This window comes from Streptomyces sp. NPDC002623 (genome assembly GCF_053592635.1).
In genome coordinates this window covers 43,237-65,145 of record NZ_JBSFWB010000007.1, presented here as the reverse complement: position 1 = coordinate 65,145, position 21,909 = coordinate 43,237, and the positions used below count along the sequence as shown (strand labels likewise).

Sequence of the window (21,909 nt, the reverse complement as noted above, 5' to 3'; positions counted from 1 at the left end):
CAGGCCCTGCCCCTGGGGGCGACCATGGGGGTGACCATGGACGTCGGGCTACGCGCACCGCACCGGCATCGGGAGGCACCCGTGGCACACACCGGCGCAACCGCCGTGACCGACGTGCTGATCGCGGGGGCCGGACCCGTCGGACTGAGTGCGGCCGCCGAACTGCGTCGGCACGGGGTGCGCTGCCGGCTCGTCGACCGCCTGCCGGCCCGGCTTCCGTACGCGAAGGCCGTCGGCATCCAGCCGCGCACCCTGGAGATCTGGGACCGGATGGGCCTGGCCCGGCCGGTCCTGGAGGCGGCCTCGGTGTTGCGCGGCCAGCTGATCTACGTCAACGGCCGGGAGCAGGCGCGCATCGACCTCACGCTGCCGCCCGAAGTGCCCTACGAGTTCGCCGCGCTGCCGCAGTACGAGACCGAGCGCCTGCTGGAGGAGTACGTCGCCGGCTTCGGCACCTTCATCGAACGCGGCACGGAACTCCTGTCGTTCACCCAGGACGACGATGGCGTCACCGCGCGCCTGCGCACCGCCTCCGGCGCGGAGGAGGAATTCCGGACCGGCTATCTGATCGGCTGCGACGGGGCACACAGCACCGTGCGCAAGGGGCTGGGCCTCAGCTACGAGGGGGCGGCCTTCGCCGAGGAGTACATGCTGGGCGACGTCGAGGCCGACTGGGACATGCCCCACGGCTACGGCCTGCGCTCCCTGCACCGCACCGCCGACGGCGCCACCGACGACGTCCTGGTCTGCATCCCACTGCCCGGCACCGGCCGCTACCGCATGTCGATGCTGGTCCCACCGGAACTCTCCACGGAGAAGACAGGTATCGGCGGCGGCGATGGCAACGGCGATGGGGGCGATGGGGGCGATGGAGATGACGTGGCCCACGGTCTGGAGGCCGACCGCGCCCCGGAGCTCCACCACCTCCAGGCGGTCGTCGATCGCCTTGCCCCCAGGCCGGCAACCCTCTCCCGCCTCCGCTGGTCCTCCGTCTTCCGCATCAGCCACCGCATCGTCGACCGCTACGGCGACGGACGCGTCTTCGTCGCGGGCGACGCCGCCCACATCCACCCGCCCACCGGAGCCCAGGGCATGAACACCGGCATCCAGGACGCGTGCAACCTGGCCTGGAAACTCGCCCTCGTGCTCCGGGGAGAGGCCGGTCCCGCCCTCCTCACCACCTACGACGCGGAGCGCCGTCCCGTCGGCGAGGAGGTCGTCGGCCGTACCGTCCGCCACGCCACCCAGGGCATCGAAACCGACCCCGACGACCCGCGCACGCTGCTGCTCCGTGAGGCCCAACTCCTCGTCGACTACCGGAACGGCCCCCTGGCCACCGCCTCCCACGGCCCGCCCGACGCCCCCCGACCCGGCGACCGCGCCCCCGACTGCCCCGGCCTGACCACCCCTGCGGCCGCCTACCCCTGGCGGCTGCTGGACATCCTGCGCGACCGCCCGGACCACGTACTCCTCCTCTACGCGACCGACCCCACCGAAGCGGCGAAGGCCGCGGCGACCGGCATGCAGACGATCGTCATCCTCGCCCGCGAATCCGCACCGACGCTCACCGCCCCGGACACCCTGCCGGTCCCCGCCTACCGGGACACCGCGGCCGAATTCGCCCGCCTCTACCACCCCGACGGCCCGACCGGCTACATCATCCGCCCCGACGGCTACCTGGCCGCCCGCTTCCCCCTCACCGCCACCACGACAGCCGTGGCCGACTACATGACCACGTGGTCCCGGCCGAAGACGGCGCAACACCACGGCTGAGGGTCCGTACGCTGCGGCCCGTCACCCAGGCAGAGTGAGGAGCCCCTCGTTGCGACGGCCGATCCTTTTGCGCACCGTCTCAGCTTGATGCAGATGGGCGAGCACAAGGAGCGTGCGCCACCCGACACCGGCTCTCATGGAAGACATGACGCCGAAAAGGGTACTGACCGCGGTTCTCATAGCGACCCTGTTCTTCACCGCCGCTGAATTCATCTGGCTCGGTTCCGAGGACGTCAATGGAGCCCTCACGTATGCAGGCCGCCTGAACGGAGCTCTCCTGCTGTTGGTGGCGTTGATCGAGTTGGCAGCGCTCGCCGCGTACTGTCACCACCTTGCCACCGGCACCAGACTCGCGGGGTACGCGGGAACCACGGTGGTAGTCGCCATAGCCATATCCATGCTTGTCAACTTCACGTTGCTCGCTCTGCAGGCTGAGAGCTGGAGTTACACGCCCTACCTGTGGGTCTGGCTGCTTCTGAGCATGGCGTCACTCTTGTCCCTCGCTTTTCTCTACACGCAGCATCAGCATCAGCAAATCGAGCTTCCGAGGCCCAAATCGCTGGCCATCGGAGCGCTCCTCACCACTTTGGCCGCAGCCGTCAATTTCGGGTACGCGCAGATCTACCAGCCGTACAGCACACCAGCATCCGTCTCCACCACAGTCGAGCTGGGGAAGGCCCACATCAAGAATGGAAGGGTGACGCTGCCGGTCCGCCTGCGATCGAAGAACACCGGATCCGTGACCGTCTACGCCCTGGGCTCTCTCTTCCAGGTGTCGGCCAGAGGCCCCATCGCCACCGACGTCCCCCGGACCAAGCAGGACTGGCTGCAGGACATCAGCGACGGCCAAGCCATTCTGCTTCGGTACGCGGACGAGCGGAAGAAGAAGTACAACCTACTCGCCCAGGGACGGTTCATGCGCGTGGGCCGCAAGCTCGACCCCGGGACGGAAGTCGCGACGGACAGCCTTGTGCAATTCCCTGAAAGCGCATCCTACGAAGCGATAAACGCTACCGCCGACATGGTTTACCTGCGGGCAGACAGAGTCGTACTGACCAGCGACGAGTACGCACGATCGGGACGGAATTCATGGCATACAGACGCGAGCCACCGTGACGTGGGATCGGCTCCGCCATGGGTCGCAAATCTCGGTACCGAGACATTGAGGTACCAGTCGCGCATTGTCCACAGCAACACATTTCTTGAACACACTCGCAAGGCCAGGTACGCCACCCTTTGGTGGGTCCTCGAAGAGCCGGACAAGACTTGGTTCGGGCCATACCTCGTGGCCAAAGTCAGCCCGGCAGACAGGGTCGACATCAAGCCCGATCCCGCTGAAACTCAACAGCTGACCGCCGCGTACGGCCTCGACCACTCCCCGAGTGGACGAACACAGAAAACGGTGCAACAACTCCTGAACTGAAGCCCGGACGCAGTCGTGACGGAGACCTACAAGTGGCGCCGGGCCTGCGACGCCTGACGGCCCGGTCCCACCAAAAAGCCCCCGCCCTGCGAGGAATCCGCAGGTAGGGGGCTTACCGGTGTCGCGTTACTTCTTCTTGCCCTGGTTCTTGACCGCCTCGATCGCCGCCGCTGCCGCGTCCGGGTCGAGGTAGGTGCCGCCTGGGGTGAGGGGCTTGAAGGCTGCGTCGAGTTCGTAGGCCAGGGGGATGCCCGTCGGGATGTTCAGGCCCGCGATGTCGGCGTCGGAGATGCCGTCGAGGTGCTTGACCAGGGCGCGGAGCGAGTTGCCGTGGGCGGCGACCAGGACCGTGCGGCCGGACAGGAGGTCCGGGACGATGCCGTCGTACCAGTACGGGAGCATGCGGACGACGACGTCCTTCAGGCACTCCGTGCGGGGGCGCAGCTCCGGGGGGATGGAGGCGTAGCGGGGGTCGGCGGACTGGGAGAACTCCGAGTCGTCCGCGAGCGGGGGCGGCGGGGTGTCGTAGGAGCGGCGCCAGAGCATGAACTGCTCCTCGCCGAACTCCGCGAGGGTCTGCGCCTTGTCCTTGCCCTGGAGGGCGCCGTAGTGGCGCTCGTTCAGGCGCCAGGAGCGGTGGACCGGGATCCAGTGGCGGTCCGCGGATTCGAGCGCGAGCTGCGCCGTGCGGATCGCGCGCTTCTGGAGAGACGTGTGGACCACGTCGGGGAGGAGGTCGGCGTCCTTCAGGAGTTCGCCACCGCGGACTGCCTCCTTCTCGCCCTTCTCGTTCAGGTTGACGTCCACCCAGCCGGTGAACAGGTTCTTCGCGTTCCACTCGCTCTCGCCGTGGCGGAGGAGGATCAGCTTGTACGGTGCGTCGGCCATGCGTATGAGCGTAATCCACCGCTCCGATCCGTTGTGCGCCCGCTCGTACTGCGGACGGCCGGCCCACGGTCCGCCGTCGATTGACCGGATCTGTTAAATGAGTGGCCCGGTCCTCTGCTCTCCTCGTAAGTTCTGGTCGCTGTCTGCGCCGCTTACATTTTCCGGGGGATCCGTCATGCCAGCCGCCGTCGCCGTCCTCAGACGCGCCGTCCGTGAGAGCCTCTCCGGGCTGCCCCGGGAGTTCTGGTGGCTGTGGACCAGCACCCTCGTCAACCGGCTCGGCGGGTTCGTCGCCACCTTCATGGCGCTGTACCTGACACTCGACCGCGGGTACTCCGCCTCCTACGCCGGGCTCGTCGCCTCGCTGCACGGGCTGGGCGGAGTCGTCTCATCGCTCGGCGGCGGAGTCATGGCGGACCGGCTCGGACGGCGGCCCACGCTGCTCATCGCGCAGACCTCCACCGCCGCCGCTGTGGCACTGCTCGGGTTCGTGGAGCATCCGGTCGCCATCGCCGGCGTCGCCTTCCTCGTCGGGATGGCCTCCAACGCGTCCCGGCCGGCCGTGCAGGCGATGATGGCCGACATCGTGCGGCCCGAGGACCGGGTCCGCGCCTTCTCGCTCAACTACTGGGCCATCAACCTCGGGTTCGCCGTCTCCTCCATGGCCGCCGGGTTCATCGCCGAGGTCAGCTACCGCGCCGGGTTCCTCCTGGAGGCCGGGATGACGCTCGCGTGCGCGGTCGTCGTCTTCCTCAAGCTGCCCGAGTCCCGGCCCGTGCGGACGGACAAGGCCGTGCCGGAGGACTCCGTGGGGCTCGGGACGGTGCTGCGCGACGGGCGGTTCATGGGCGTCGTCGGACTCTCCTTCCTCGTCGCGCTCGTCTTCCAGCAGGGTTCCGTGGGGCTGCCCGTGGCGATGGGCGCGGCCGGGTTCACACCGGCCGACTACGGCATGGCGATCGCCGTCAACGGCGTGCTGATCGTCGCGTTGCAGATCCCCGTCACCCGGTTCATCGAGCATCGGGATCCGCGACGGCTGCTGGTCGTCTCGTCGGTCCTCGCGGGGTACGGGTTCGGGCTCACCGCGTTCGCCGGGTCGGTCGGGGTCTTCGCGCTCACCGTCTGTGTGTGGACGCTCGCCGAGATCGTCAACGCGCCGACCCAGACCGGGCTCGTCGTCCGCCTCTCCCCCGCGCACGGTCGCGGCCGCTACCAGGGCATGTACACGCTCTCGTGGGCGGTGGCCTCGCTGGTCGCCCCGGTGATGTCCGGCTTCGTCATCGACCGGTTCGGCGCGGAGTGGCTGTGGGCGCTGTGCGCGGTCGTCGGGACGGCGGCGGGGATCGGGTACGGGGTGCTGATGCGACGCCTGCCGGACGAGGAGTCCGACGTCGCGGGCGACAGCAGCGACGATGACGTCCGCGACGTCAGCGACGTCAGCGACGTCCGCGACGGTCGTGCGGCTGCGGCTGCGGCTGCGGCTGCGGCCAAGTCACAGGTCGGCACCGGCTGATCTCCCCGCCCCCGCTCACGCCGCCGCCCCCCTCGCTCACGGGTGCATCCGCGCGCCCTTCAGCACCTTGTCCACCGCGTTCCTCGGGCCGTACACCGCCAGGCCGACCAGGTCCAGTTCGGACGTGCGCACCGCGCGTACCGCTGCCCGGTTGTCGTGGTCGTTGCCGGTGGTGAAGAGGTCGCCGGTGAACACCGCGCGCGGGAGGGCGCGGGAGAGCACGCGCGCGTGGGCTGCGGTCAGCGTCTCCTTGGTGCCCTCGAAGACCAGTACCGGCTGGCGGAACATCGGGAGGTAGCCGACGGCGTCCGCGTCCTCGTAGGGCTCCCCGATCACCTCGGGGACGGTCGTGCCGAGGCCGCTGACCAGGAACGCGGTGACGTTCAGGCGCTGCCAGGTCTCCAGGTCCTCGCGCAGCAGGACGGCGATCTTCGTGTCGAAGCGAAGGGGGTCGGTGCTTGTGCTCATGCCGTGAGACTGCCGTTCGTTCCGCGGTCCCGTCTTGTACGTTTTTTGCATGGCAGTCCGGCAGGAAGTATCCGCCTGGCGTCCGGCCGTCCGGGGCGTCGCGGAGGTCTTCCACGCCCACTTCACCGAGTACGCGTACCCGATGCACGTCCATGAGGCGTGGACGCTGCTCATCGTCGACGACGGCGCGGTGCGGTACGACCTCGACCGGCACGAGCACGGGACGCCGCACGACACGGTGACCCTGTTGCCGCCGCAGGTGCCGCACAACGGCTCACCGGCCACCTCGCAGGGCTTCCGCAAGCGGGTCCTGTACCTCGACTCCGACGTGCTCGGCGAGGAACTGATCGGGGCCGCCGTCGACGCGCCCGACCTGCGTGATCCCGTGCTGCGGCGGCGGGTCGGGCAGTTGCACTCCGCGCTCGCCCGGCCCGGCGACGAGTTGGAGGCCGGCAGCCGGCTGACGCTGATCGGCGAGCGGCTGCGGGACCATCTGCACTCCCATCGGCAGTCCCCGCCGCGGGCCCGGGAGCGCACCGGTCCCCCGCGCCCCGATCCCGTCCTCGCCCGCCGACTGCGGGAGCTGCTCGACGAACGCGTGGTCCAAGGACTCGCGTTGGAGGAGGCGGCCGCACTGGTGCAGGCTCATCCGGCCCATCTCGTACGGGCGTTCAGCTCGGCGTACGGCATCGCACCGCACCAGTACCTCACCGCGCGCCGCGTCGACCTCGCCCGCAGACTGCTGCTCGACGGCCGGCCGCCGGGTGCCGTCGCGGTGGCGGCCGGGTTCTACGACCAGGCTCATCTCACCCGGCATTTCCGGAGGTTGGTGGGGGTCACGCCGGGGCGGTACGGAGATCGTCGGAAGTCCTCCGTCCGGTGATCGACGGCCGCTAGCGTCGCCGCCATGGACATGAACACGGATGAGACGACTGGGATATCGAACAGATCGGGCCGTGGGGCGCTTCGCGTCGGACGGATCTCGGCCGCCGTCGCGGGGGCGGCGGCCCTGGTGGCTCTGAGCGTCGGAGTCGCCCTCGCGGCCGACTCGGCGGACGACGAGCCCGTCCCCGTGCCGACGGCCTCGGCGAGCGCGTCGGTCTCCGAGGTGCCGGCCGACCCCGGGGGCAGCGGGGGCACCGACGGCGGGACCAGTGTGGGCACCACCGACGGCTCCACCGGCGGCGAGGACCCGGACGCGAGCGAGACCCCGTCCACGCCCACCACCCCGCCGGTCGACCTGGACGAGATCAACCGGCGCATCACCGAGCTCGACGCGAAGGTGGACGAGCTGCCCACCAAGGAGGATCTGGCCGACGCCCTGCGGGCCTTCGCCGACCAGCTCGACCCGGCCGACCCGTCCGCCCCGCCCGCCACCGGCCCTGCCGACCCGGACAATCCGTCCTGACCCGTCCCGACCGGTCCTGACCGGTCCTGACCGGTTCACCACGAGGCGTGACCTGATCCCGGGCCGTCGGCCGGCCCGGGGTCAGTCCGTCGGGCGGTCCGGCGTCAGTCCGGGGTCGGCCGGGCGTCAGTCCGTCGGGCGCTGGGTCAGGTGGGCGAACGCGTCCAGGTTGCGGGTCGACTCGCCCCGGGAGACGCGCCACTCGTACTCCCGGCGGATGGCGGTCGCGAAACCGAGCTCCAGAAGGGTGTTGAACGCGCCGTCGGCGGCCTCCAGGACCTGGCCCATGAGCCGGTCGATCTCGTCGGCGGTGATCGCGGCGAGGGGGAGGCGGGCGGTGACGTAGACGTCGCCGAGCCGGTCGACGGCGTAACTCACGCCGTACAGCTTGAGGTTGCGTTCCAGGAGCCAGCGGTGGACGGCGGGCTCGTTCTCGTCCGGGTGGCGGACGACGAAGGCGTTCAGGGAGAGGGAGTGACGGCCGACGATGAGGGAGACGGTCGTCTTGAGTTTGCGGGTGCCGGGCAGCTGGACCACGTAGTTGCCGGGCGCTGGGCTCTCCCACTCCAGCTCCGCGTCCTTCAGGAAACCCTCGACGACCTGCGCGGTCGGCCTCTCCGCCTCACCCATGCTCGGAGCGTACGCGACGGCGGTGGGACTGGGCCGCGGCCGCGTAGACGTCGGCGGTGGCGGCGGCCGCGGTGTCCCAGCCGAAGGACTGGGCGTGCGCGGCGGCGGCCGCGCCCATGCGGGCGGGGAGTTCGGGGCCGTCGGCGAAACGCTCGAGCACGCGCGCGTAGCCGGCCGGTTCATGGCCCTGCACCAGGAAGCCCGTCTCGCCGTCCCGGACGGCCACCGGGAGCCCGCCGACGGCGGCGGCGAGCACCGGGGTGCCGGCCGCCTGCGCCTCTATGGCGACCAGGCCGAAGGACTCGCTGTAGGAGGGGACGACCAGCAGGGAGGCTGCCCGGAACCAGTCCGCGAGCTGGTCCTGGCCGACCGGCGGGCGGAACCGTACGACGTCGGCGATGCCGAGCCGCGCGGCCAGCTTCTGCAGCCCTTCCGGCTTGGCGAGGCCGCTGCCGCTGGGCCCGCCGACGATCGGCACGACGATGCGGGAGCGGAGCTCGGGGCGCTCGTCGAGCAGGACGGCGACCGCGCGCAGGAGGATGTCCGGCGCCTTCAGGGGCTGGATGCGGCCCGCGAAGAGGGGGATCAGGGCGTCCTGGGGGAGGTCGAGGCGGGCACGGGCGGCGGCCCGGCCGTCCGCGGGGCGGAAGCGGTCGAGGTTGACGCCGGGGTGCACCACGGCGACCTTGCCGGGCTCGGCGTGGTAGTGCCGGACGAGTTCGTCGGCCTCCTCCGCCGTGTTGGCGATGAGGCGGTCGGCGGCGACGACGATCTGGGTCTCGCCGATGACGCGGGCGGCGGGCTCGGGGGTGTCGCCCTCGGCGAGCGCCGCGTTCTTGACCTTGGCCATCGTGTGCATGGCGTGCACCAGGGGGGCGCCCCAGCGCTGGGCGGCCAGCCAGCCGACGTGGCCGGAGAGCCAGTAGTGCGAGTGGACGAGGTCGTAGTAGCCGGGGCGGTGGCCGGCCCACGCCTGCATCACGCCGTGGGTGAAGGCGCACAGCTGGGCGGGGAGGTCCTCCTTGGCGAGGCCCTCGTAGGGACCCGCGTCGATGTGCCGGACGAGGACTCCGGGGGCCAGCTCGACGGTCGGCGGGAGGCCGCCGGTGGTCGCGCGCGTGAAGATCTCCACCTCGATGTTGATCGCGGCGAGGCGCTGCGCGAGCTCGACGATGTAGACGTTCATGCCGCCGGCGTCGCCGGTGCCGGGCTGGTGGAGCGGAGAGGTGTGCACGGAGAGCATCGCGACGCGGCGGGGGCGGCGGTGGAGCCTCAGCCGCGAGGGGGCCGCCGTAGAGCGACGCCCGAGCCTGTTGACGTACTGGCTCACGTGGCGTTCCTCCTTGCTGCGGGCATGCCGGAAGGAGGGGGTGGGGCCCTCCAGGGGGGTGCAACGCCGGAGGAAGGCGTTCCCATTCCGGTCGGTTTCGAAAATGGACGGTTTTTGCTCAGCCGTTACCCAATTTCGCTCAACCGTTCGATGCGCTTCTGCGTTGCAACGCCTTACTGCAGTGCCATGCCTTGCGCGACGGCTTTGGGCTGGGGTCGCGGGCACCGCATACCCTCACAGGTATGACATCCCGCGCCCCCAACCGCCCCGTGGGCACGGTCACGCGCGGGACGACGAACCCCAACCGGCTGCGCCGCATGGACCGCTGGATCGCCGCAGTCCACGGCGGCGAGCTGCGCCGCGCCGCCGAGCCCGTCGCCGTCGACCTCGGATACGGGGCCGCGCCCTGGACGGCCGTCGAACTGCTCGAGCGGCTGCGGTCCGTCGCGCCACGCGCGTGTGTCGTGGGCGTGGAGATCGAACCGGCCAGGGTCGCGGCCGCCGAGCCGTACGCGCGCGAGGGGCTGGTCTTCCGGCACGGCGGGTTCGAGCTCCCGCTGCCCGGCCCGCTCCCCCGGCGACCGCACCTCGTCCGCGCCGCCAACGTGCTGCGGCAGTACGACGAGGACGAGGTCGCCGCCGTCTGGGAGCGGCTGTGCGCGCGGCTCGCGCCGGCCGATCCGGCCACGGGGTCGCGCGGCGGACTGCTCGTCGAGGGGACCTGCGACGAGATCGGGCGCCGGCACGTGTGGGTCGCGCTCGGGCCGGAGGGCCCGCGCACGGTCACCTTCGCGACCCGGCTGGGCTCCCTGGAGCGCCCCTCGGACCTGGCGGAGCGGCTGCCCAAGGCGCTGATCCACCGCAATGTCCCGGGCGAGCCGGTGCACGCCTTCCTGCGCGACTTCGACCGCGCCTGGGCGGCGGCCGCGCCCTACGCGTCGTACGGCGCCCGCCAGCGGTGGATCCGCGCGGTACGGGACCTGACGGCCGACTGGCCGGTGACGGACGGCCCGAGGCGCTGGCGGCAGGGGGAAGTGACGGTGCGGTGGGGGGCGTTGGCGCCCAGGAACTGAGTCACGGTTTCTCCGCGACCGCCGGGAACGATCCCCATGAGTCGTTCGTCACAATGGCGGGGAGATCGTCATGCCGGGGCGGGAGAGAGGGAAGAGCAGAACTGTTCCTGTCGTTCTGTTGTCACCTCTATCGGCACCTCTGTCGTTTTCGGCCGTGACATGACACGATCCCCCGTGCACCGTAAGTTACTGACGGTAAATCAGGGTTGGGGGACGGGGTATGGGAACGGGCAAGCGCGGCCTGCTCGTGGTGGCTGTGACCGTGGTCTGCGCGGTCACCGTATGGGGAGCGCCAGGCACGGCGTTCGCCAGCCCGAGCCCCAGCCCCACACCGTCGTCGACGGCGGGGTCCACCGCACCGGCGCTCCCCTCGACCGCGTCCAACAAGGACCTCGAGGCCGTGCGCACCCAGCTCGAAGCGCTCTACCACGACGCCGCGGTCGCCACCGACGCCTACAACGCGGCCGAGGAAGCGGCGAAGAAGCAGTCCGCGGAGATCGTCGAATCAGCCAAGAAGATCGTCGAGGGCCGGGAGAAGCTGGACGCCCTGAAGGACCGCGCGGGCGCCGCCGCCCGCTCCCAGTACCGCACCGGGGGCCTGCCGGACGAAGCGCAGCTGATGCTGAGCGACGACCCGACCGAGTTCCTGAACGGCGCCGGCCGGGTGCTCCAGGGCGAGCGCGCGACCAAGGGCCTGCTCAGCGAACTGACCCGCACCCAGGAGGACTTGGAGCAGTACTCCAAGGACGCCTCCGCGCAGTGGCAGCAGCTGGAGGCGGGCCGCAAGACGAAGGCGGCGGCCCAGAAGAAGATCGAGACGCAGATCGCGGCGGCCGAGAAGCTCGAGTCCCAGCTGGAGAAGGAGGACAAGAAGCGCCTCGAACAACTGGAGGCGCAGGCCGCGCAGCAGGCGCAGACCGCCTGGCTGAACACCGGCGTCCTCGCCGAGATCAACAGCTCGGCGACCGTGCAGGGCACGAAGGCCGTGCAGTACGCCACCGCGCAGATGGGCAAGCCGTATGTGTGGGGCGCCGAGGGCCCGGACTCCTTCGACTGCTCCGGGCTCACCTCCGAGGCCTGGAAGAGCGCCGGCCTGGTGATACCGCGCACCTCGCAGGAGCAGTGGAACCAGTTGCCGCACATCGCCGTCGCGGACATGCGCCCCGGCGACCTGATCATCTACTTCGACGACGCCAGCCACGTGGCGATGTACGTGGGCGACGGCCTGATCGTCCACGCCCCGCGCCCGGGCCGGACGGTCACCCTCGCGGGAGCGGGCTCGATGCCGATACTCGGGGTGGTACGACCGGACGCGTGACCTCGCCCACGTGACCCAAGGCACCCCGCCCGGCCTCCCAAACCCCGGGCGGACGTGACGTTCGTCATCCTCGCTCCGCTCCCGCCCTGCCCAACTGCGGTACGGAACGCGGCATATGACAGTGGCGAGAGATCAAGCCGCATGCTTCACGCCATTCCGTTGCGACGCCTTCTGCCGCTATGGTCCCGGTCGGTGGGTCGAGGTCCCTCGTCCCCGCCATGCCCTCGGGGGGAGGGAAGGAACCCAAGACGATGCCCGTACCCGTGCCGCGGCAGAGAGCGATCCCGGCCGTGGAGTGTGGTCAGGCGCAGGCCTCGCCCGCAGTCGACGGCCCCTCCAAGGACGAGACCGGTCGCAAGCAAGAAGCCAGTCGCCAGGAAGAAGCCGGTCGCAACGAGGCGACGACGGCCGAGAACGACACCACGCTCAACGCCACGCCCGCCGACGGCGTCCACCATGGCGTGAGCAGCACAGGCATGAGCGCCACCGCCACCGCCACCGGCACCGTCGGTGTGGGCGCGGGCGCGGGCGGTGTGAGCGCCACCGGTGTGGGCAATGCGCACATCACCCTCACCCTGCTGCTGATCGAGGACGACCCCACGGCCGCGCCGATCGTGCGTGACCTGCTCGACGCGGACGGCAAGCCGATCCGCGTGCGCACCGCGCGCAACCTCACCGAGGCCGAGCGGCTGCTCACCGACGACGTCCACTGCATCCTGCTGGACCTCGCGCTGCCCGCCCCGGGCCGGTCCTCGGCCACCGCCACCTCCGGTGACGAGCTCGCCGTCCTGCGGCATGTGCTCCGCCTCGCGCCCCGGCACGCCGTGCTCGCGCTCACCGCGTCCGGCGACGCCGAGCGCGGCGCCGAAGCGGTGCGCGTCGGCGCCCAGGACTACCTCTACAAGGACGAGCTGGACAGCCGGCTGCTGAGCCGCGCGATCCGTTACGCGGTGGAGCGGAAACGTTCCGACACGGCCGAACGGCGGCTCGCCGAGGGCAAGCTGCGCGCGCAGGAGAACGCCCGCCTGGAGCGCGGGCTGCTGCCCACGCCCCTTCTGGAGGGCTCCCCGCTGCGCTTCGCCGCCCGCTACCGCCCGGGCCGCTCGCGTGCGCTGCTCGGCGGCGACTTCTACGACACCGTCCGCACGCCCGACGGCACCGTGCACGCCATGATCGGCGACGTCTGCGGCCACGGCCCGGACGAGGCGGCGCTCGGCGTGGAGCTGCGCATCGCCTGGCGGGCGCTGACCCTGGCGGGGCTGTGCGGGGACGAACTGCTGAACACGCTCCAGCAGGTGCTGGAGCATGAGCGCGACGACGACGAGATCTTCGCGACGCTGTGCACGGTGGACATCGCGCCCGACGGCCGCCGGGCCGGCCTGTGCCTGGCCGGCCACCCGGCGCCGCTGATCGCCCGCCCGGACCGGCCCGCCAGGCTGCTGCCGTACGACAACAACGGCCCCGCCCTCGGCCTGCTGCCGGGCGCCCGCTGGCCGCGGATGCAGGTCGAGCTGGGCGCGGAGTGGAGCCTGATGCTGTACACCGACGGCCTGATCGAGGGGCGGATCGGCGAGGGCCGGGAGCGGCTGGGTCAGGACGGCATGCTGGAGATGATCCGTCGCCAGCTCTCCGAGGGGCTGGGCGGAGAGGCGTTGCTGCGGGCCGCGGTGAACGAGGTGCGGCAGCTGAACGGGGGCGAGCTGACGGACGACGTGGCGGTGGTGTTGCTGGATCGGGTTCCGTAGCGGTAGGCGTCTCTCGTCGCGCCCCTGCGGCCACCCGGCGTGGGGCATGCGTGGTCGGCCGACTGCGGGACCGCTGTGGCCGGTCGCGCAGTTCCCCGCGCCCCTGGGGGCTGCGCCCCAGGGGCAGTCGCGTTACTGGGAAAGTCGCGTTACTGGGCTCTGCCGGGAAGGCGCTAGCGGCCGCCGTTGTACGGGCCGTAGGGGCCGTCGCTGCTGCTGCCGCCTCGGCGGCCGGGCCAGCCTCCGCCGCCGCCCGAGACCTGCCTGAGGGCGGGGCGTACGTCCACGAAGAAGACGATCGTGGCGACGAGGCCCGCGAGCTGCAGGAAGAGCATCGGCACCAGCAGGTTCACCGCGACCGTGATGCCGAGGATGATCAGCCAGAAGCCCTTGTTCTTCTTGTCGGCGGCCCGGTAAGCGTCGTCACGGAACAGAGCGGCCATCACCAGCGCCGCCACGGCAAGGACCAGCATGGCTAGGTAGAGCAGCCACACCAGGCCCGCGAAGCCTTCCATCAGCACAACGTCCACCACCCGACTCGACGTGTCTCGACTCGCTCTTGCTTACGCGGTCACCGTACCCGCAACCGCGCTCCCCCTACCCGAACAACGGGCCGGGCACCCGATCAGTGCCCGGCCCGTGACTTTATGTCGCTGTCTGCCGTGTCCGTCCCGGCGGTCGATATCACTTGGCGGGCGGCGTCGGCTTCTTCGCGGTCGCGGTGCCGGTGCCGGTGCTGGTACCGGTGCTCTTGCGGGCGGCCGGCGCCTTCTTCGCGACGGGCTTCTTCGCCGCGGCGGGCTCGGACTTGGCCTCGGCCGCGGCGGGCTTCGGCGCCTCGGTCTCCTTGACCTCGACCGGCTCGGCCTTCGGCTCGACCGCGACCGCCAGCTCCTGGATCTCCTCGGCGGCCTCGCCGCGCCAGGTCTTCACGGCCTGCTCGCCGTGCTCGGCGACCTTCTCGTAGGTCTCACGGGCCTTGACGGCGTACTCGGCGGCGACGCCGACACCGCGCAGGGCGAGGTCCTGGGCGGACTCGCCGAGCTTCTTCAGGTCGGCGTCGAGGGTGCTGCCGAGCTTCTTGATGTCCCCGTCGAGGGTGCCGATGAAGTCGGTGACCTTGGCCTGGAGAGCTTCCTGCGCCTCCTTGGCCTTGGCGCTCGCCTCCTTGGCACGGGCGCCGGCCTTCTCCTGCACGGCCTTGGGGTCGGTGTTGCGGACGGCCTCGAAGCGGGCCGGGGCCTCGGTGCGCAGCTGCTCCACCAGACCCGGCACCTTCTTCGCCTGCTGGAGGGCCAGATCGGCGGTGCCTGCGGCGAAGTAGAAAGGAGTCGGGTCGCTGAAGGTCTTGCGCAGGTCGTCGGTGATGGCCATGGTGAAGGTCCTCCCGGATTCACGTTCGTCGTATGGGTCGTATGGGTCGTGTGAGTCGTACAGGTCGTGCGGTTCCTGTGCGCCGAGCACGTCGGCTTCGGCTGAGGGTCCTGCAGGTCCGCAGCGGGGCGGTCGGTCCCCTGGTCCGGTCAACCGGCCGTCTGCTGCGGATCGGCGTCGCTCTCCTGAGCCGTCTGCCGCGGATCGGCGTCGTTCCCGATCTCGATCCCGTTCTCCTTGCGGAAGGACTCGTAGATCTGGAGCAGCGCCGTCTTCTGCGCCTCGGTCAGCGTGGGATCGGCGAGGATGACCGCTCGGGTCTCGACCTCGTCCCGGTCCCGCTCCGCGTCGAGGATGCCGGCCCGCACGTACAGCGTCTCGGCGGAGATCCGCAGCGCCTTGGCGACCTGCTGCAGCACCTCCGCGCTCGGCTTGCGCAGCCCGCGCTCGATCTGACTGAGATACGGGTTGGACACGCCGGCGGCTTCGGCGAGCTGCCGGAGCGACAGCTGCGCGTTGCGCCGCTGCTCTCGCAGGTACTCACCGAGGTTGCCGACGTTGAGCGATGCCATGCCTTCACCATGCACCACCGCCGCTAACTATTGCAAGCACCTGCTTGCAATAGTGTGTCGCGCCACTCGCGACCGACGATGAGCCTGAGCACGATAGGTGTCCGTTCCCGGCCTATCTGCGATTTCCCACCGGGTCTGCAGTGTGAAGTGAACGGGTCCCGGACGACCTGCGCAGCGACCAGCCCACCAGAGCCGCCTGCCCGCGAGGGCAGTGCCCACCGCTCCGGCTGTCGGATGGCCTGGGAGATCACGACGGCCAGCGGGCGGACGCCCCACCTTGCCCGAATTGCCAGGAAGGTAGGGCGCCAGGCGCGCCCATTGGTTCGCCGGTTCAGCAGGCCTCTCCGCCCGCTCGTGGTTACCGAGGCTGGTAGGAGGTGGCCAGCACGGAGACGGTCACCCGACTGGGCAGGGAGCCGTGGCCGCTCAGGTCCGCGGGGGTCAGGTGGCGTGCGCTCGGTGTCATCCCCACCAGGTCGATGGCTTCTTGCCTGGTCAGGGGCGCGGTGTATTCGACGTGCTGGGTGCAGGCGGCCTCGAAGTAGGGGTCCAGCGCCTGGTGCAGGCGCTGTTCCTTGTCCGGGTCGATCGCGACCATCGCGGGGACCTGGCCCCGTAGCTCAGCCAGGTGCCGCTCGACGGGGCGCACCACGATCAACCGGCCGGTCGGACGGAGTACCCGGTGGAACTCAGCCGGGTTGCGCGGGGCGAACACGTCCAGCATCACGTCGACCGTCTGGTCGACCAAGGGGAAGGGGCGGAAGACATCCCAGCTCGCCGCAGCGGCTCGCGGATGGGCTCGGGCCGCCGAGCGCAAGGCGCGTACTGACGCGTCCAGCCCCAGGCCGCGGGCGCCGGGCAGTTGATCGAGTACGCCGGCCAGGTAGTAGCCGGTGCCGCATCCGATGTCCACGACCGTGCCTTGACCAGGCAGGACGTCGGCTGTCATACGGGTCAGGGTCCGGCGAATAGGGGCGTACCTGCCAGTGGACAAGAACTGGTTTCGGGCCTGAACCATGGCTGCGTCGTCACCGCTGGTGGCGCGGGCGCCCGTCAGGAGGCTGACGTAACCCTGACGGGCGATGTCGAAGGTGTGGCCCGACGGGCAGCGCAGTGAGCCACGATCGGATCGGAGACTGGTGCGGCACACCGGGCAGCGCAGCGAGTCGAGGAACGGTTCGAGGGCAGGGGGAAGCAACGCAGGCACAAGGCACTCCTGGCAACGGTGAAGGAAAGGGACCGTGCCTGTACGCGCTCTCAGAGGCCGCCGTCGTAAGAAGACGAGGCCCGGTAACCCGCCGCCTCGGTGCGGGCGGCGCAAGGAAGATGGATCACGTAGCAGGCACGCCAAGGAGGGCGACGCCCTACGGCATCGCCCTCAATACCTCGTGATCACAGAGCCTGGGTGTGCTGGGTCCACATGCCTACACCTTACGAGGCCTACCGAAAGCCTACGGATCGCGGCCACCTTCGTGCTTGCTGGTCTCCACGTCGAGACCAGCAGCCTGTTCCAGGGCACCCGCGGACAGCAGATCGCCGGCCGCTACACGGTCATCCCCTCCCGGCCCTTCAGCCACAAGAACCGCGCGGACAAGGAGCACTGGCAGGCCCTGGTAGTGACCATGGAAGACTCCCTGCGACTGCACGCACATCGTCCCGGCACCTTGGTCGCCATGACCGATTACCTCCACGACCGCACCGGCGGACTGATCGGCAGCCTCTCCCAGCTCATCCGAGAAGCCGTAGTCGACGCCATCGACACCGGCGCAGAAAAGATCACCAAGCGCATGCTCGACGCGATCGAGCTCGACCACGCCGTCCAGCAGCCCCAACCTGATCACCGCCGCGCCAAGCGCGCCCGCAAGCCGAAGGCAGCCTGAGCGATGGAGCCCTGGGAAGCTCCGGTCCGGCTCCTGCCGCTTCCTCTGCCACCGGTCCGCGGAGAAGTCTTCGGCTGGTATCTGCACCGCCCCGCCGATCTCCAGCTCTGCCGCCGACACGGCATCTGGGTCGACGGCAATCGCCACTACCGCGTCGGCCACCTCCCAGAGCTCATCACCGCTGAGCTCCGACACCGACGGATCGCCCGCCGTTTCCCCGACACCCTGGAAGCAGCGACGAAGGAAGCGCAGCACTTGGTCCGCTCCTGGCTCCTGAACAAGAACCAGCCTCATCTGCTCTCACGCTGGAATGACCGCCTCGCCCAGCTCCCTCCCAAGGAAGCCATCTACGGGAACATCATCAGGCGACGCGTCGACGAGCGGGAGTACATCGCCACCTACCCAGAGTTCGTCACGCTGCTGGGCATGGTGGCCGATCCTGCTTGGCGGGCCCTACGGGCACCTCGCCGATGGGCGAACCTCAGCCAGCACCGGCGCACCATCAACGCCGGGTACACAGAGGCCGAGCACCGGCTGAGCGTCCCCACCCTTCGCGAAAGGATCCACTCCCACACCTTCTCCAACGACGCCCTCTTCCGCTGGACCGACTCCTTGGGAAGGTCTCTGATGCTCGTAATGACACCGGAGGACCACGACGCCCTGCGGGATGAGTCCCAGCAGAACTGACAAGGCCCAGCTCAGAGACACCTCGCCCATTCAGATCATTTGGGAACGGACATCGGCAGAGGCTGTTCAGGGCCGGCTGATGCAGAAGGGGTGGCCCGCCGGATCGGTGAGAACCCTCGCCCTGTCCCCGTGCGGCTGGTGCTCCGGCTTGCCCGCGCCCAGCTCCAGCAGCCGGGCCTCGGCCACCTCCAGGTCCTCGTCGACCTTGAAGCAGATATGAAGCTGCTGGGGAACGGTCTGGCCGGGCCAGCTCGGAGCCCGGTAGTCGTCGACCCGCTGAAAACCGATGACGAGGCCGTGCTCACCGTTGAGAGCCGCGAAGTCGGCGTCCGACTTCGGGTGCGGTTCAAGGCCGGTGACCTGCTGGTAGAACGCTGCCAGAGCCGGCGGATCACCGCAGTCGAGGGTTATCGCAACCAGTTTCATCTGCAGGGACATGGCACCTCCGGGCCGACCAGTGGGACTTCCGCGAGAACACCCTAGAGACAGCTGCGGGTCAGAACCTCTCGCACGGCGCTAGCGTTGGGGCGCATGATCGTATGGCTCAACGGCACCCACGGCGCGGGCAAGACGACGACCAGTGCGCTCGTGCAGCAGCTGATCCCGGATTCACGGGTGTTCGACGCCGAGAAGGTCGGCGAGACGCTCATGGACATCACGCCGGGGCTGCCCACGACGGACAACTTCCAGCACTGGCCGCCGTGGCGGCCGCTCGTCGTCGAGACCGCCCGCCGCGTGCTCGACTACACCGGCGGCACTCTGGTGATCCCCATGACCGTCCTGGTCGAGCAGTACTGGCGCGAGATCAGCGCGGGCCTGGCCGAACACGCCGTCCCGGTACGGCACTTCGTCCTCCACGCCGACCAGGACACCCTCCGCGGACGCATCGCGGGCGACACCGTCCTCGGTCCCGACTCCCCGTTCCGGCTCAGATACCTCGAGCCCTACGCCGAAGCGGCCCGCACCTGGCTGCACGACGAGGCCGAGGTCGTCGACACCACGCATCTCACGCCCGCCCAGGCCGCCCAGCAGATCGCGGAGGCCGTCAGGAGCCGCGCGGGCGGGCCAGCGCGCCGCGGAGTTTGTTCCGGGAGTTGACGTCGAGCTTGGTGAACACCTTGTGCAGGTGCCATTCGACCGTGCGGGGGCTGATGAACAGCTCCGCGCCGATCTCGGAGTTCGTCTTGCCGTCGGCGGCCAGTCGGGCGATCTGCGCCTCCTGCGCGGTCAGGACCTCCCGTACGTCGACGGCGCGTTGCCGTACCGACTCGCCGGTGGCCAGGAGCTCGCGACGGGCGCGCTCGGCGAAGGCGCTCGCTCCGAAGCCGCGCAGCCGCTCGTAGGCGGTGCGCAGGTGCTCGCGCGCCTCGACGCGCCGGTTCTCGCGGCGGAGCCACTCGCCGTACACGAGGTGGGTGCGCGCGAGGTGGACGGCGATCCGGCTGCGTTCGAGGCGCTCGATGGCCTCGCGGTACAGGAGGTCGGCGGCCGGACCGTCGCTGAGCAGCGCTCTCGACCGGGCCACGACGCCCAGGCTCCAGTCGGTGCCGCTGGCCTCGGCCTGTTCCTCGAGCCGGCGCAGGGCCGCCGCGGCCGCCTCGGGGGCATCACTGCGAGCACCCGCCTCGACCAGCTCGAAGAGGGTGAACCCGAAACCCGCCAGCTCCTCGTGCTCCCATGCCCGTTCGGCCCTGGCCAGGGCCTCCTGGTAGCGGCCCAGGCCGTTGTACAGCACCGCGATCAGGTAATTGCCCTGCCCGATCGCCCGCCCCTCGCCCCAGGACGTCGCGTCCCGGACCCGGCCGTCGATCCACTCCGCCACCTGGACGTCGTCGCCACGCCAGACCAGGAGGAACGCCGTGGCGTACCCGAGGGGCGAGTTGCCGGTCACCTCCGTCATGGTGTCGGACTCGTCGATCAACGCCGAGGCGAGGTCGAACTCCCCGGCATGTACATGCTGGACGGCGCGGTAGCAGAGGGCCAGGGGAAGGAAATTGAGCGCGCCGGTCTCGCGAGCCGTCCGGACCGCGCCCGTGGCCAGTTCCTGGCATGCCTCGTCGTCCCACATGTCACCGGCGACCAGCCATGTCAGCCAGAGCCAGCGCATGACGTCGTCCTCGCCCCGTCCGGCGGCATTCCGGAACGCCCGCAGCGCGAGCTTCAACGGCGGCGCACCCTGGACGTAGCCTTCGGTGAACCGGGTCGCCAGGCCGTCCAGAAGGAGGTCTGTCAGCCGCGGAGGCTGCGGTGCGCGCGGTGCTGCACGGGCGGCCTCGGCCACCTCCCGCAATCCGGCGCGGCCGCTGAGCCGACCGGCGACGACCGCTGCTCCGATCGCCTCGAGATACGCCTCGCGCGCCTGCCCCGCGTCGACGCGTTCCAGTCGGCCGGCCGCGTCGAGCAGCAGCGGCAGGGCCTGACCGCCGCGTCTGCGCGCGAAGACGATCTGGCCGCGGAGCCGGATCAGCCGGGCCTGCTGGACTTCGTTCAGCGGGCCCAGCTCCGCGGCGGAGAGGAGTTCGAGCGCCGTGTCGGGGGCCCCTGCCTCGAAGGATGCCTGCGCCGCGGCCGCCGCCCTCGTTCCGCGTCTGGCCGGATCGGGCGTCAGCTCGGTCGCGCGTCTCAGGAACGCGGCCGCCGCCGCGAGACCGCCGCGCGCCTGGGCCCGGCCGGCCGAGCGCTCCAGCTCGCCCGCCACGGCCTCATCGGGCTCGACCGCCGCGTGGGCGCGATGCCAGGCCCGGCGGTCCGAGTCGAACTCGGGATCGGTCGCCTCGGCCAGCGCACGGTGCACATCCCGGCGGCCTCCGGGGTCGGCCGCTCGATAGGCCGCCGAACGCACCAGCGGATGACGGAACCGCACCTGCGCGCCGAACTCGATCAGCCCCGCCGCCTCGGCCTCCCCCGCGGCGTCCGGCGCGATGTCGAGCCGCTCGGCCACCCGCCGCAGCAACGGCACGTCCCCCACCGGCTCGGCGGCCGCCGCCAGCAGCAGCCGTTGCGCCGCATCCGGCAGCGAAACGATTCGCCGCAGAAAGCTCTGCTCGATCTGACTCGCCAGCGGCCGTGCGTCCGGCCGCCCGAACCCGCCGGCCAGCTCCGCCGCGGTCGCCCCGCGCGTCAGTTCCAGCAGGGCCAGCGGATTGCCGCGGGTCTCGGCGACGATCCGGTCCCGGACCCGCTCGTCCAGCCGCCCGGGGACCACCGAGTCCAGCAGCGCACACGCGTCGTCCTCGCGCAGTCCCCGGATCACGAGCTGCCGCAGCGGCACCCACTGGTCGTCCACCGCGGCAGGCGTCGACGTACGCACCGCGAACAGCAGCACCACCCGCTCCGCGAGCAGCCGACGCGCGACGAAGGCCAGCGTCTGCGCGGAGACCCGGTCGAGCCACTGGGCGTCGTCCACCACGCAGACGAGGGGCCGGCCCTCCGCCACCTCGGCCAGCAGGCTGAGCACGGCCAGTCCGACCATGAAACGGTCCGGCGCGCTCCCGGCACTCAGACCGAACGCGATGGCCAGGGCGTCACGCTGCGGCCCGGGCAGGCGCTCGAGCTGTCCCATCATCGGCATGCACAGCTGGTGCAGCCCGGCGAACGGCAGCTCCATCTCGGACTCGACACCGGCGGCCCGCAGGATCTGACATCCCGCCGCGCGCTCCACCAGGTACTCCACCAAGGCGGACTTGCCGACCCCGGGCTCGCCGCGCAGCACCAGCACCTGGCTCCGACCGGCCCTGGCGCCGGCCAGCATCTGATCGAGCGCCCCGCACTCGTCGATTCGGCCACGCAGCCCGCGCCGAGGAGCGCTGCTCGACATCCACCACCAC

Annotated in this window: 21 protein-coding genes; 11 read left to right on the top strand and 10 right to left on the bottom strand. The window is 70.6% G+C overall.

The genetic code is table 11. From position 1 onward, the window contains the following. Nucleotides 1–81 precede the first annotated feature (81 nt). Nucleotides 82–1,773, top strand: coding sequence for an FAD-dependent monooxygenase (locus ACWD4O_RS14600; RefSeq protein ID WP_451280047.1), 1,692 nt, complete (start codon nt 82–84; stop codon nt 1,771–1,773). Between the two features lie 136 nt (nt 1,774–1,909). Then, complete coding sequence (locus tag ACWD4O_RS14595) at nt 1,910–3,196, top strand: hypothetical protein (protein WP_451280046.1); 1,287 nt, start codon at nt 1,910–1,912, stop codon at nt 3,194–3,196. A 126-nt stretch (nt 3,197–3,322) separates the two neighbouring features. Here the strand turns inward: ACWD4O_RS14595 and ACWD4O_RS14590 are convergent, their stop codons facing one another. Then, a complete protein-coding gene (locus tag ACWD4O_RS14590; RefSeq protein WP_451280045.1) occupies nt 3,323–4,084 on the bottom strand; it encodes a phosphoglyceromutase in 762 nt (253 codons plus the stop codon). Between the two features lie 175 nt (nt 4,085–4,259). On the opposite strand from ACWD4O_RS14590, the gene ACWD4O_RS14585 reads away from it, so the two are divergent. After that, nucleotides 4,260–5,597 (top strand): MDR family MFS transporter, encoded by a 1,338-nt coding sequence (locus ACWD4O_RS14585; protein ID WP_451280044.1) that lies wholly within the window; start codon nt 4,260–4,262, stop codon nt 5,595–5,597. Nucleotides 5,598–5,633: 36 nt separating this feature from the next. Here ACWD4O_RS14585 and ACWD4O_RS14580 read toward each other — a convergent pair whose 3' ends face one another. Then, entirely contained in the window at nt 5,634–6,065 is a 432-nt protein-coding gene (locus ACWD4O_RS14580; protein ID WP_451280043.1) for a DUF2000 family protein, read from the bottom strand. A gap of 49 nt (nt 6,066–6,114) precedes the next feature. On the opposite strand from ACWD4O_RS14580, the gene ACWD4O_RS14575 reads away from it, so the two are divergent. Both ACWD4O_RS14575 and ACWD4O_RS14570 read left to right on the top strand, forming a co-directional pair. Next, on the top strand, nt 6,115–6,948 hold the full coding sequence (locus tag ACWD4O_RS14575) for an AraC family transcriptional regulator (protein ID WP_451280042.1): 834 nt from the start codon (nt 6,115–6,117) through the stop codon (nt 6,946–6,948). Nucleotides 6,949–6,972: 24 nt separating this feature from the next. Further along, entirely contained in the window at nt 6,973–7,473 is a 501-nt protein-coding gene (locus ACWD4O_RS14570; protein ID WP_451280041.1) for a hypothetical protein, read from the top strand. Between the two features lie 126 nt (nt 7,474–7,599). On the opposite strand, the gene ACWD4O_RS14565 is transcribed toward ACWD4O_RS14570, so the two are convergent. Then, nucleotides 7,600–8,103 carry a YbjN domain-containing protein gene (locus ACWD4O_RS14565; protein ID WP_451280040.1) on the bottom strand — a complete coding sequence of 168 codons (504 nt, stop codon included), beginning with the start codon at nt 8,101–8,103 and terminating at the stop codon, nt 7,600–7,602. Then, nucleotides 8,096–9,433, bottom strand: coding sequence for a D-inositol-3-phosphate glycosyltransferase (mshA, locus tag ACWD4O_RS14560; RefSeq protein WP_451280039.1), 1,338 nt, complete (start codon nt 9,431–9,433; stop codon nt 8,096–8,098). The genes ACWD4O_RS14565 and mshA overlap by 8 nt, the downstream gene beginning before the upstream one ends. Before the next feature lie 242 nt (nt 9,434–9,675). Here mshA and ACWD4O_RS14555 point away from each other — a divergent pair, with 242 nt between their 5' ends. The 3 genes from ACWD4O_RS14555 to ACWD4O_RS14545 all read left to right on the top strand — a co-directional run bounded on the left by ACWD4O_RS14555 (nt 9,676) and on the right by ACWD4O_RS14545 (nt 13,569). Continuing rightward, nucleotides 9,676–10,506, top strand: coding sequence for a class I SAM-dependent methyltransferase (locus tag ACWD4O_RS14555; protein ID WP_451280038.1), 831 nt, complete (start codon nt 9,676–9,678; stop codon nt 10,504–10,506). Nucleotides 10,507–10,726: 220 nt separating this feature from the next. Beyond that, nucleotides 10,727–11,824 carry an NlpC/P60 family protein gene (locus tag ACWD4O_RS14550; RefSeq protein ID WP_451280037.1) on the top strand — a complete coding sequence of 366 codons (1,098 nt, stop codon included), beginning with the start codon at nt 10,727–10,729 and terminating at the stop codon, nt 11,822–11,824. Between the two features lie 251 nt (nt 11,825–12,075). Further along, complete coding sequence (locus tag ACWD4O_RS14545; protein WP_451280036.1) at nt 12,076–13,569, top strand: PP2C family protein-serine/threonine phosphatase; 1,494 nt, start codon at nt 12,076–12,078, stop codon at nt 13,567–13,569. Nucleotides 13,570–13,742: 173 nt separating this feature from the next. On the opposite strand, the gene ACWD4O_RS14540 is transcribed toward ACWD4O_RS14545, so the two are convergent. The 4 genes from ACWD4O_RS14540 to ACWD4O_RS14525 all read right to left on the bottom strand — a co-directional run bounded on the left by ACWD4O_RS14540 (nt 13,743) and on the right by ACWD4O_RS14525 (nt 16,722). Further along, nucleotides 13,743–14,090 carry a DUF2516 family protein gene (locus tag ACWD4O_RS14540; RefSeq protein WP_358803763.1) on the bottom strand — a complete coding sequence of 116 codons (348 nt, stop codon included), beginning with the start codon at nt 14,088–14,090 and terminating at the stop codon, nt 13,743–13,745. A 163-nt stretch (nt 14,091–14,253) separates the two neighbouring features. Further along, nucleotides 14,254–14,943 carry a hypothetical protein gene (locus ACWD4O_RS14535; protein WP_451280035.1) on the bottom strand — a complete coding sequence of 230 codons (690 nt, stop codon included), beginning with the start codon at nt 14,941–14,943 and terminating at the stop codon, nt 14,254–14,256. A 149-nt stretch (nt 14,944–15,092) separates the two neighbouring features. Next, a complete protein-coding gene (locus tag ACWD4O_RS14530; RefSeq protein WP_451280034.1) occupies nt 15,093–15,515 on the bottom strand; it encodes a helix-turn-helix domain-containing protein in 423 nt (140 codons plus the stop codon). 358 nt (nt 15,516–15,873) lie between these two features. Continuing rightward, the gene (locus tag ACWD4O_RS14525) at nt 15,874–16,722 is read right to left on the bottom strand and encodes a putative RNA methyltransferase (RefSeq protein WP_451280033.1); all 849 of its coding nucleotides are present in this window, start codon (nt 16,720–16,722) and stop codon (nt 15,874–15,876) included. A gap of 265 nt (nt 16,723–16,987) precedes the next feature. Between ACWD4O_RS14525 and ACWD4O_RS14520 the strand changes: the two genes are divergently transcribed. Both ACWD4O_RS14520 and ACWD4O_RS14515 read left to right on the top strand, forming a co-directional pair. Then, nucleotides 16,988–17,395 carry a hypothetical protein gene (locus tag ACWD4O_RS14520; RefSeq protein ID WP_451280032.1) on the top strand — a complete coding sequence of 136 codons (408 nt, stop codon included), beginning with the start codon at nt 16,988–16,990 and terminating at the stop codon, nt 17,393–17,395. A gap of 3 nt (nt 17,396–17,398) precedes the next feature. Further along, the gene (locus ACWD4O_RS14515) at nt 17,399–18,082 is read left to right on the top strand and encodes a hypothetical protein (RefSeq protein ID WP_451280031.1); all 684 of its coding nucleotides are present in this window, start codon (nt 17,399–17,401) and stop codon (nt 18,080–18,082) included. A gap of 66 nt (nt 18,083–18,148) precedes the next feature. Here ACWD4O_RS14515 and ACWD4O_RS14510 read toward each other — a convergent pair whose 3' ends face one another. After that, nucleotides 18,149–18,520 (bottom strand): VOC family protein, encoded by a 372-nt coding sequence (locus tag ACWD4O_RS14510; protein ID WP_451280030.1) that lies wholly within the window; start codon nt 18,518–18,520, stop codon nt 18,149–18,151. 93 nt (nt 18,521–18,613) lie between these two features. Between ACWD4O_RS14510 and ACWD4O_RS14505 the strand changes: the two genes are divergently transcribed. After that, nucleotides 18,614–19,180 carry an AAA family ATPase gene (locus ACWD4O_RS14505; RefSeq protein ID WP_451280029.1) on the top strand — a complete coding sequence of 189 codons (567 nt, stop codon included), beginning with the start codon at nt 18,614–18,616 and terminating at the stop codon, nt 19,178–19,180. Here the strand turns inward: ACWD4O_RS14505 and ACWD4O_RS14500 are convergent. Then, nucleotides 19,128–21,899: an AAA family ATPase gene (locus ACWD4O_RS14500; RefSeq protein WP_451280028.1), complete on the bottom strand. Its 2,772-nt coding sequence runs from the start codon at nt 21,897–21,899 to the stop codon at nt 19,128–19,130. The two genes, ACWD4O_RS14505 and ACWD4O_RS14500, sit on opposite strands and share 53 nt — an antisense overlap. Nucleotides 21,900–21,909 lie beyond the last annotated feature (10 nt).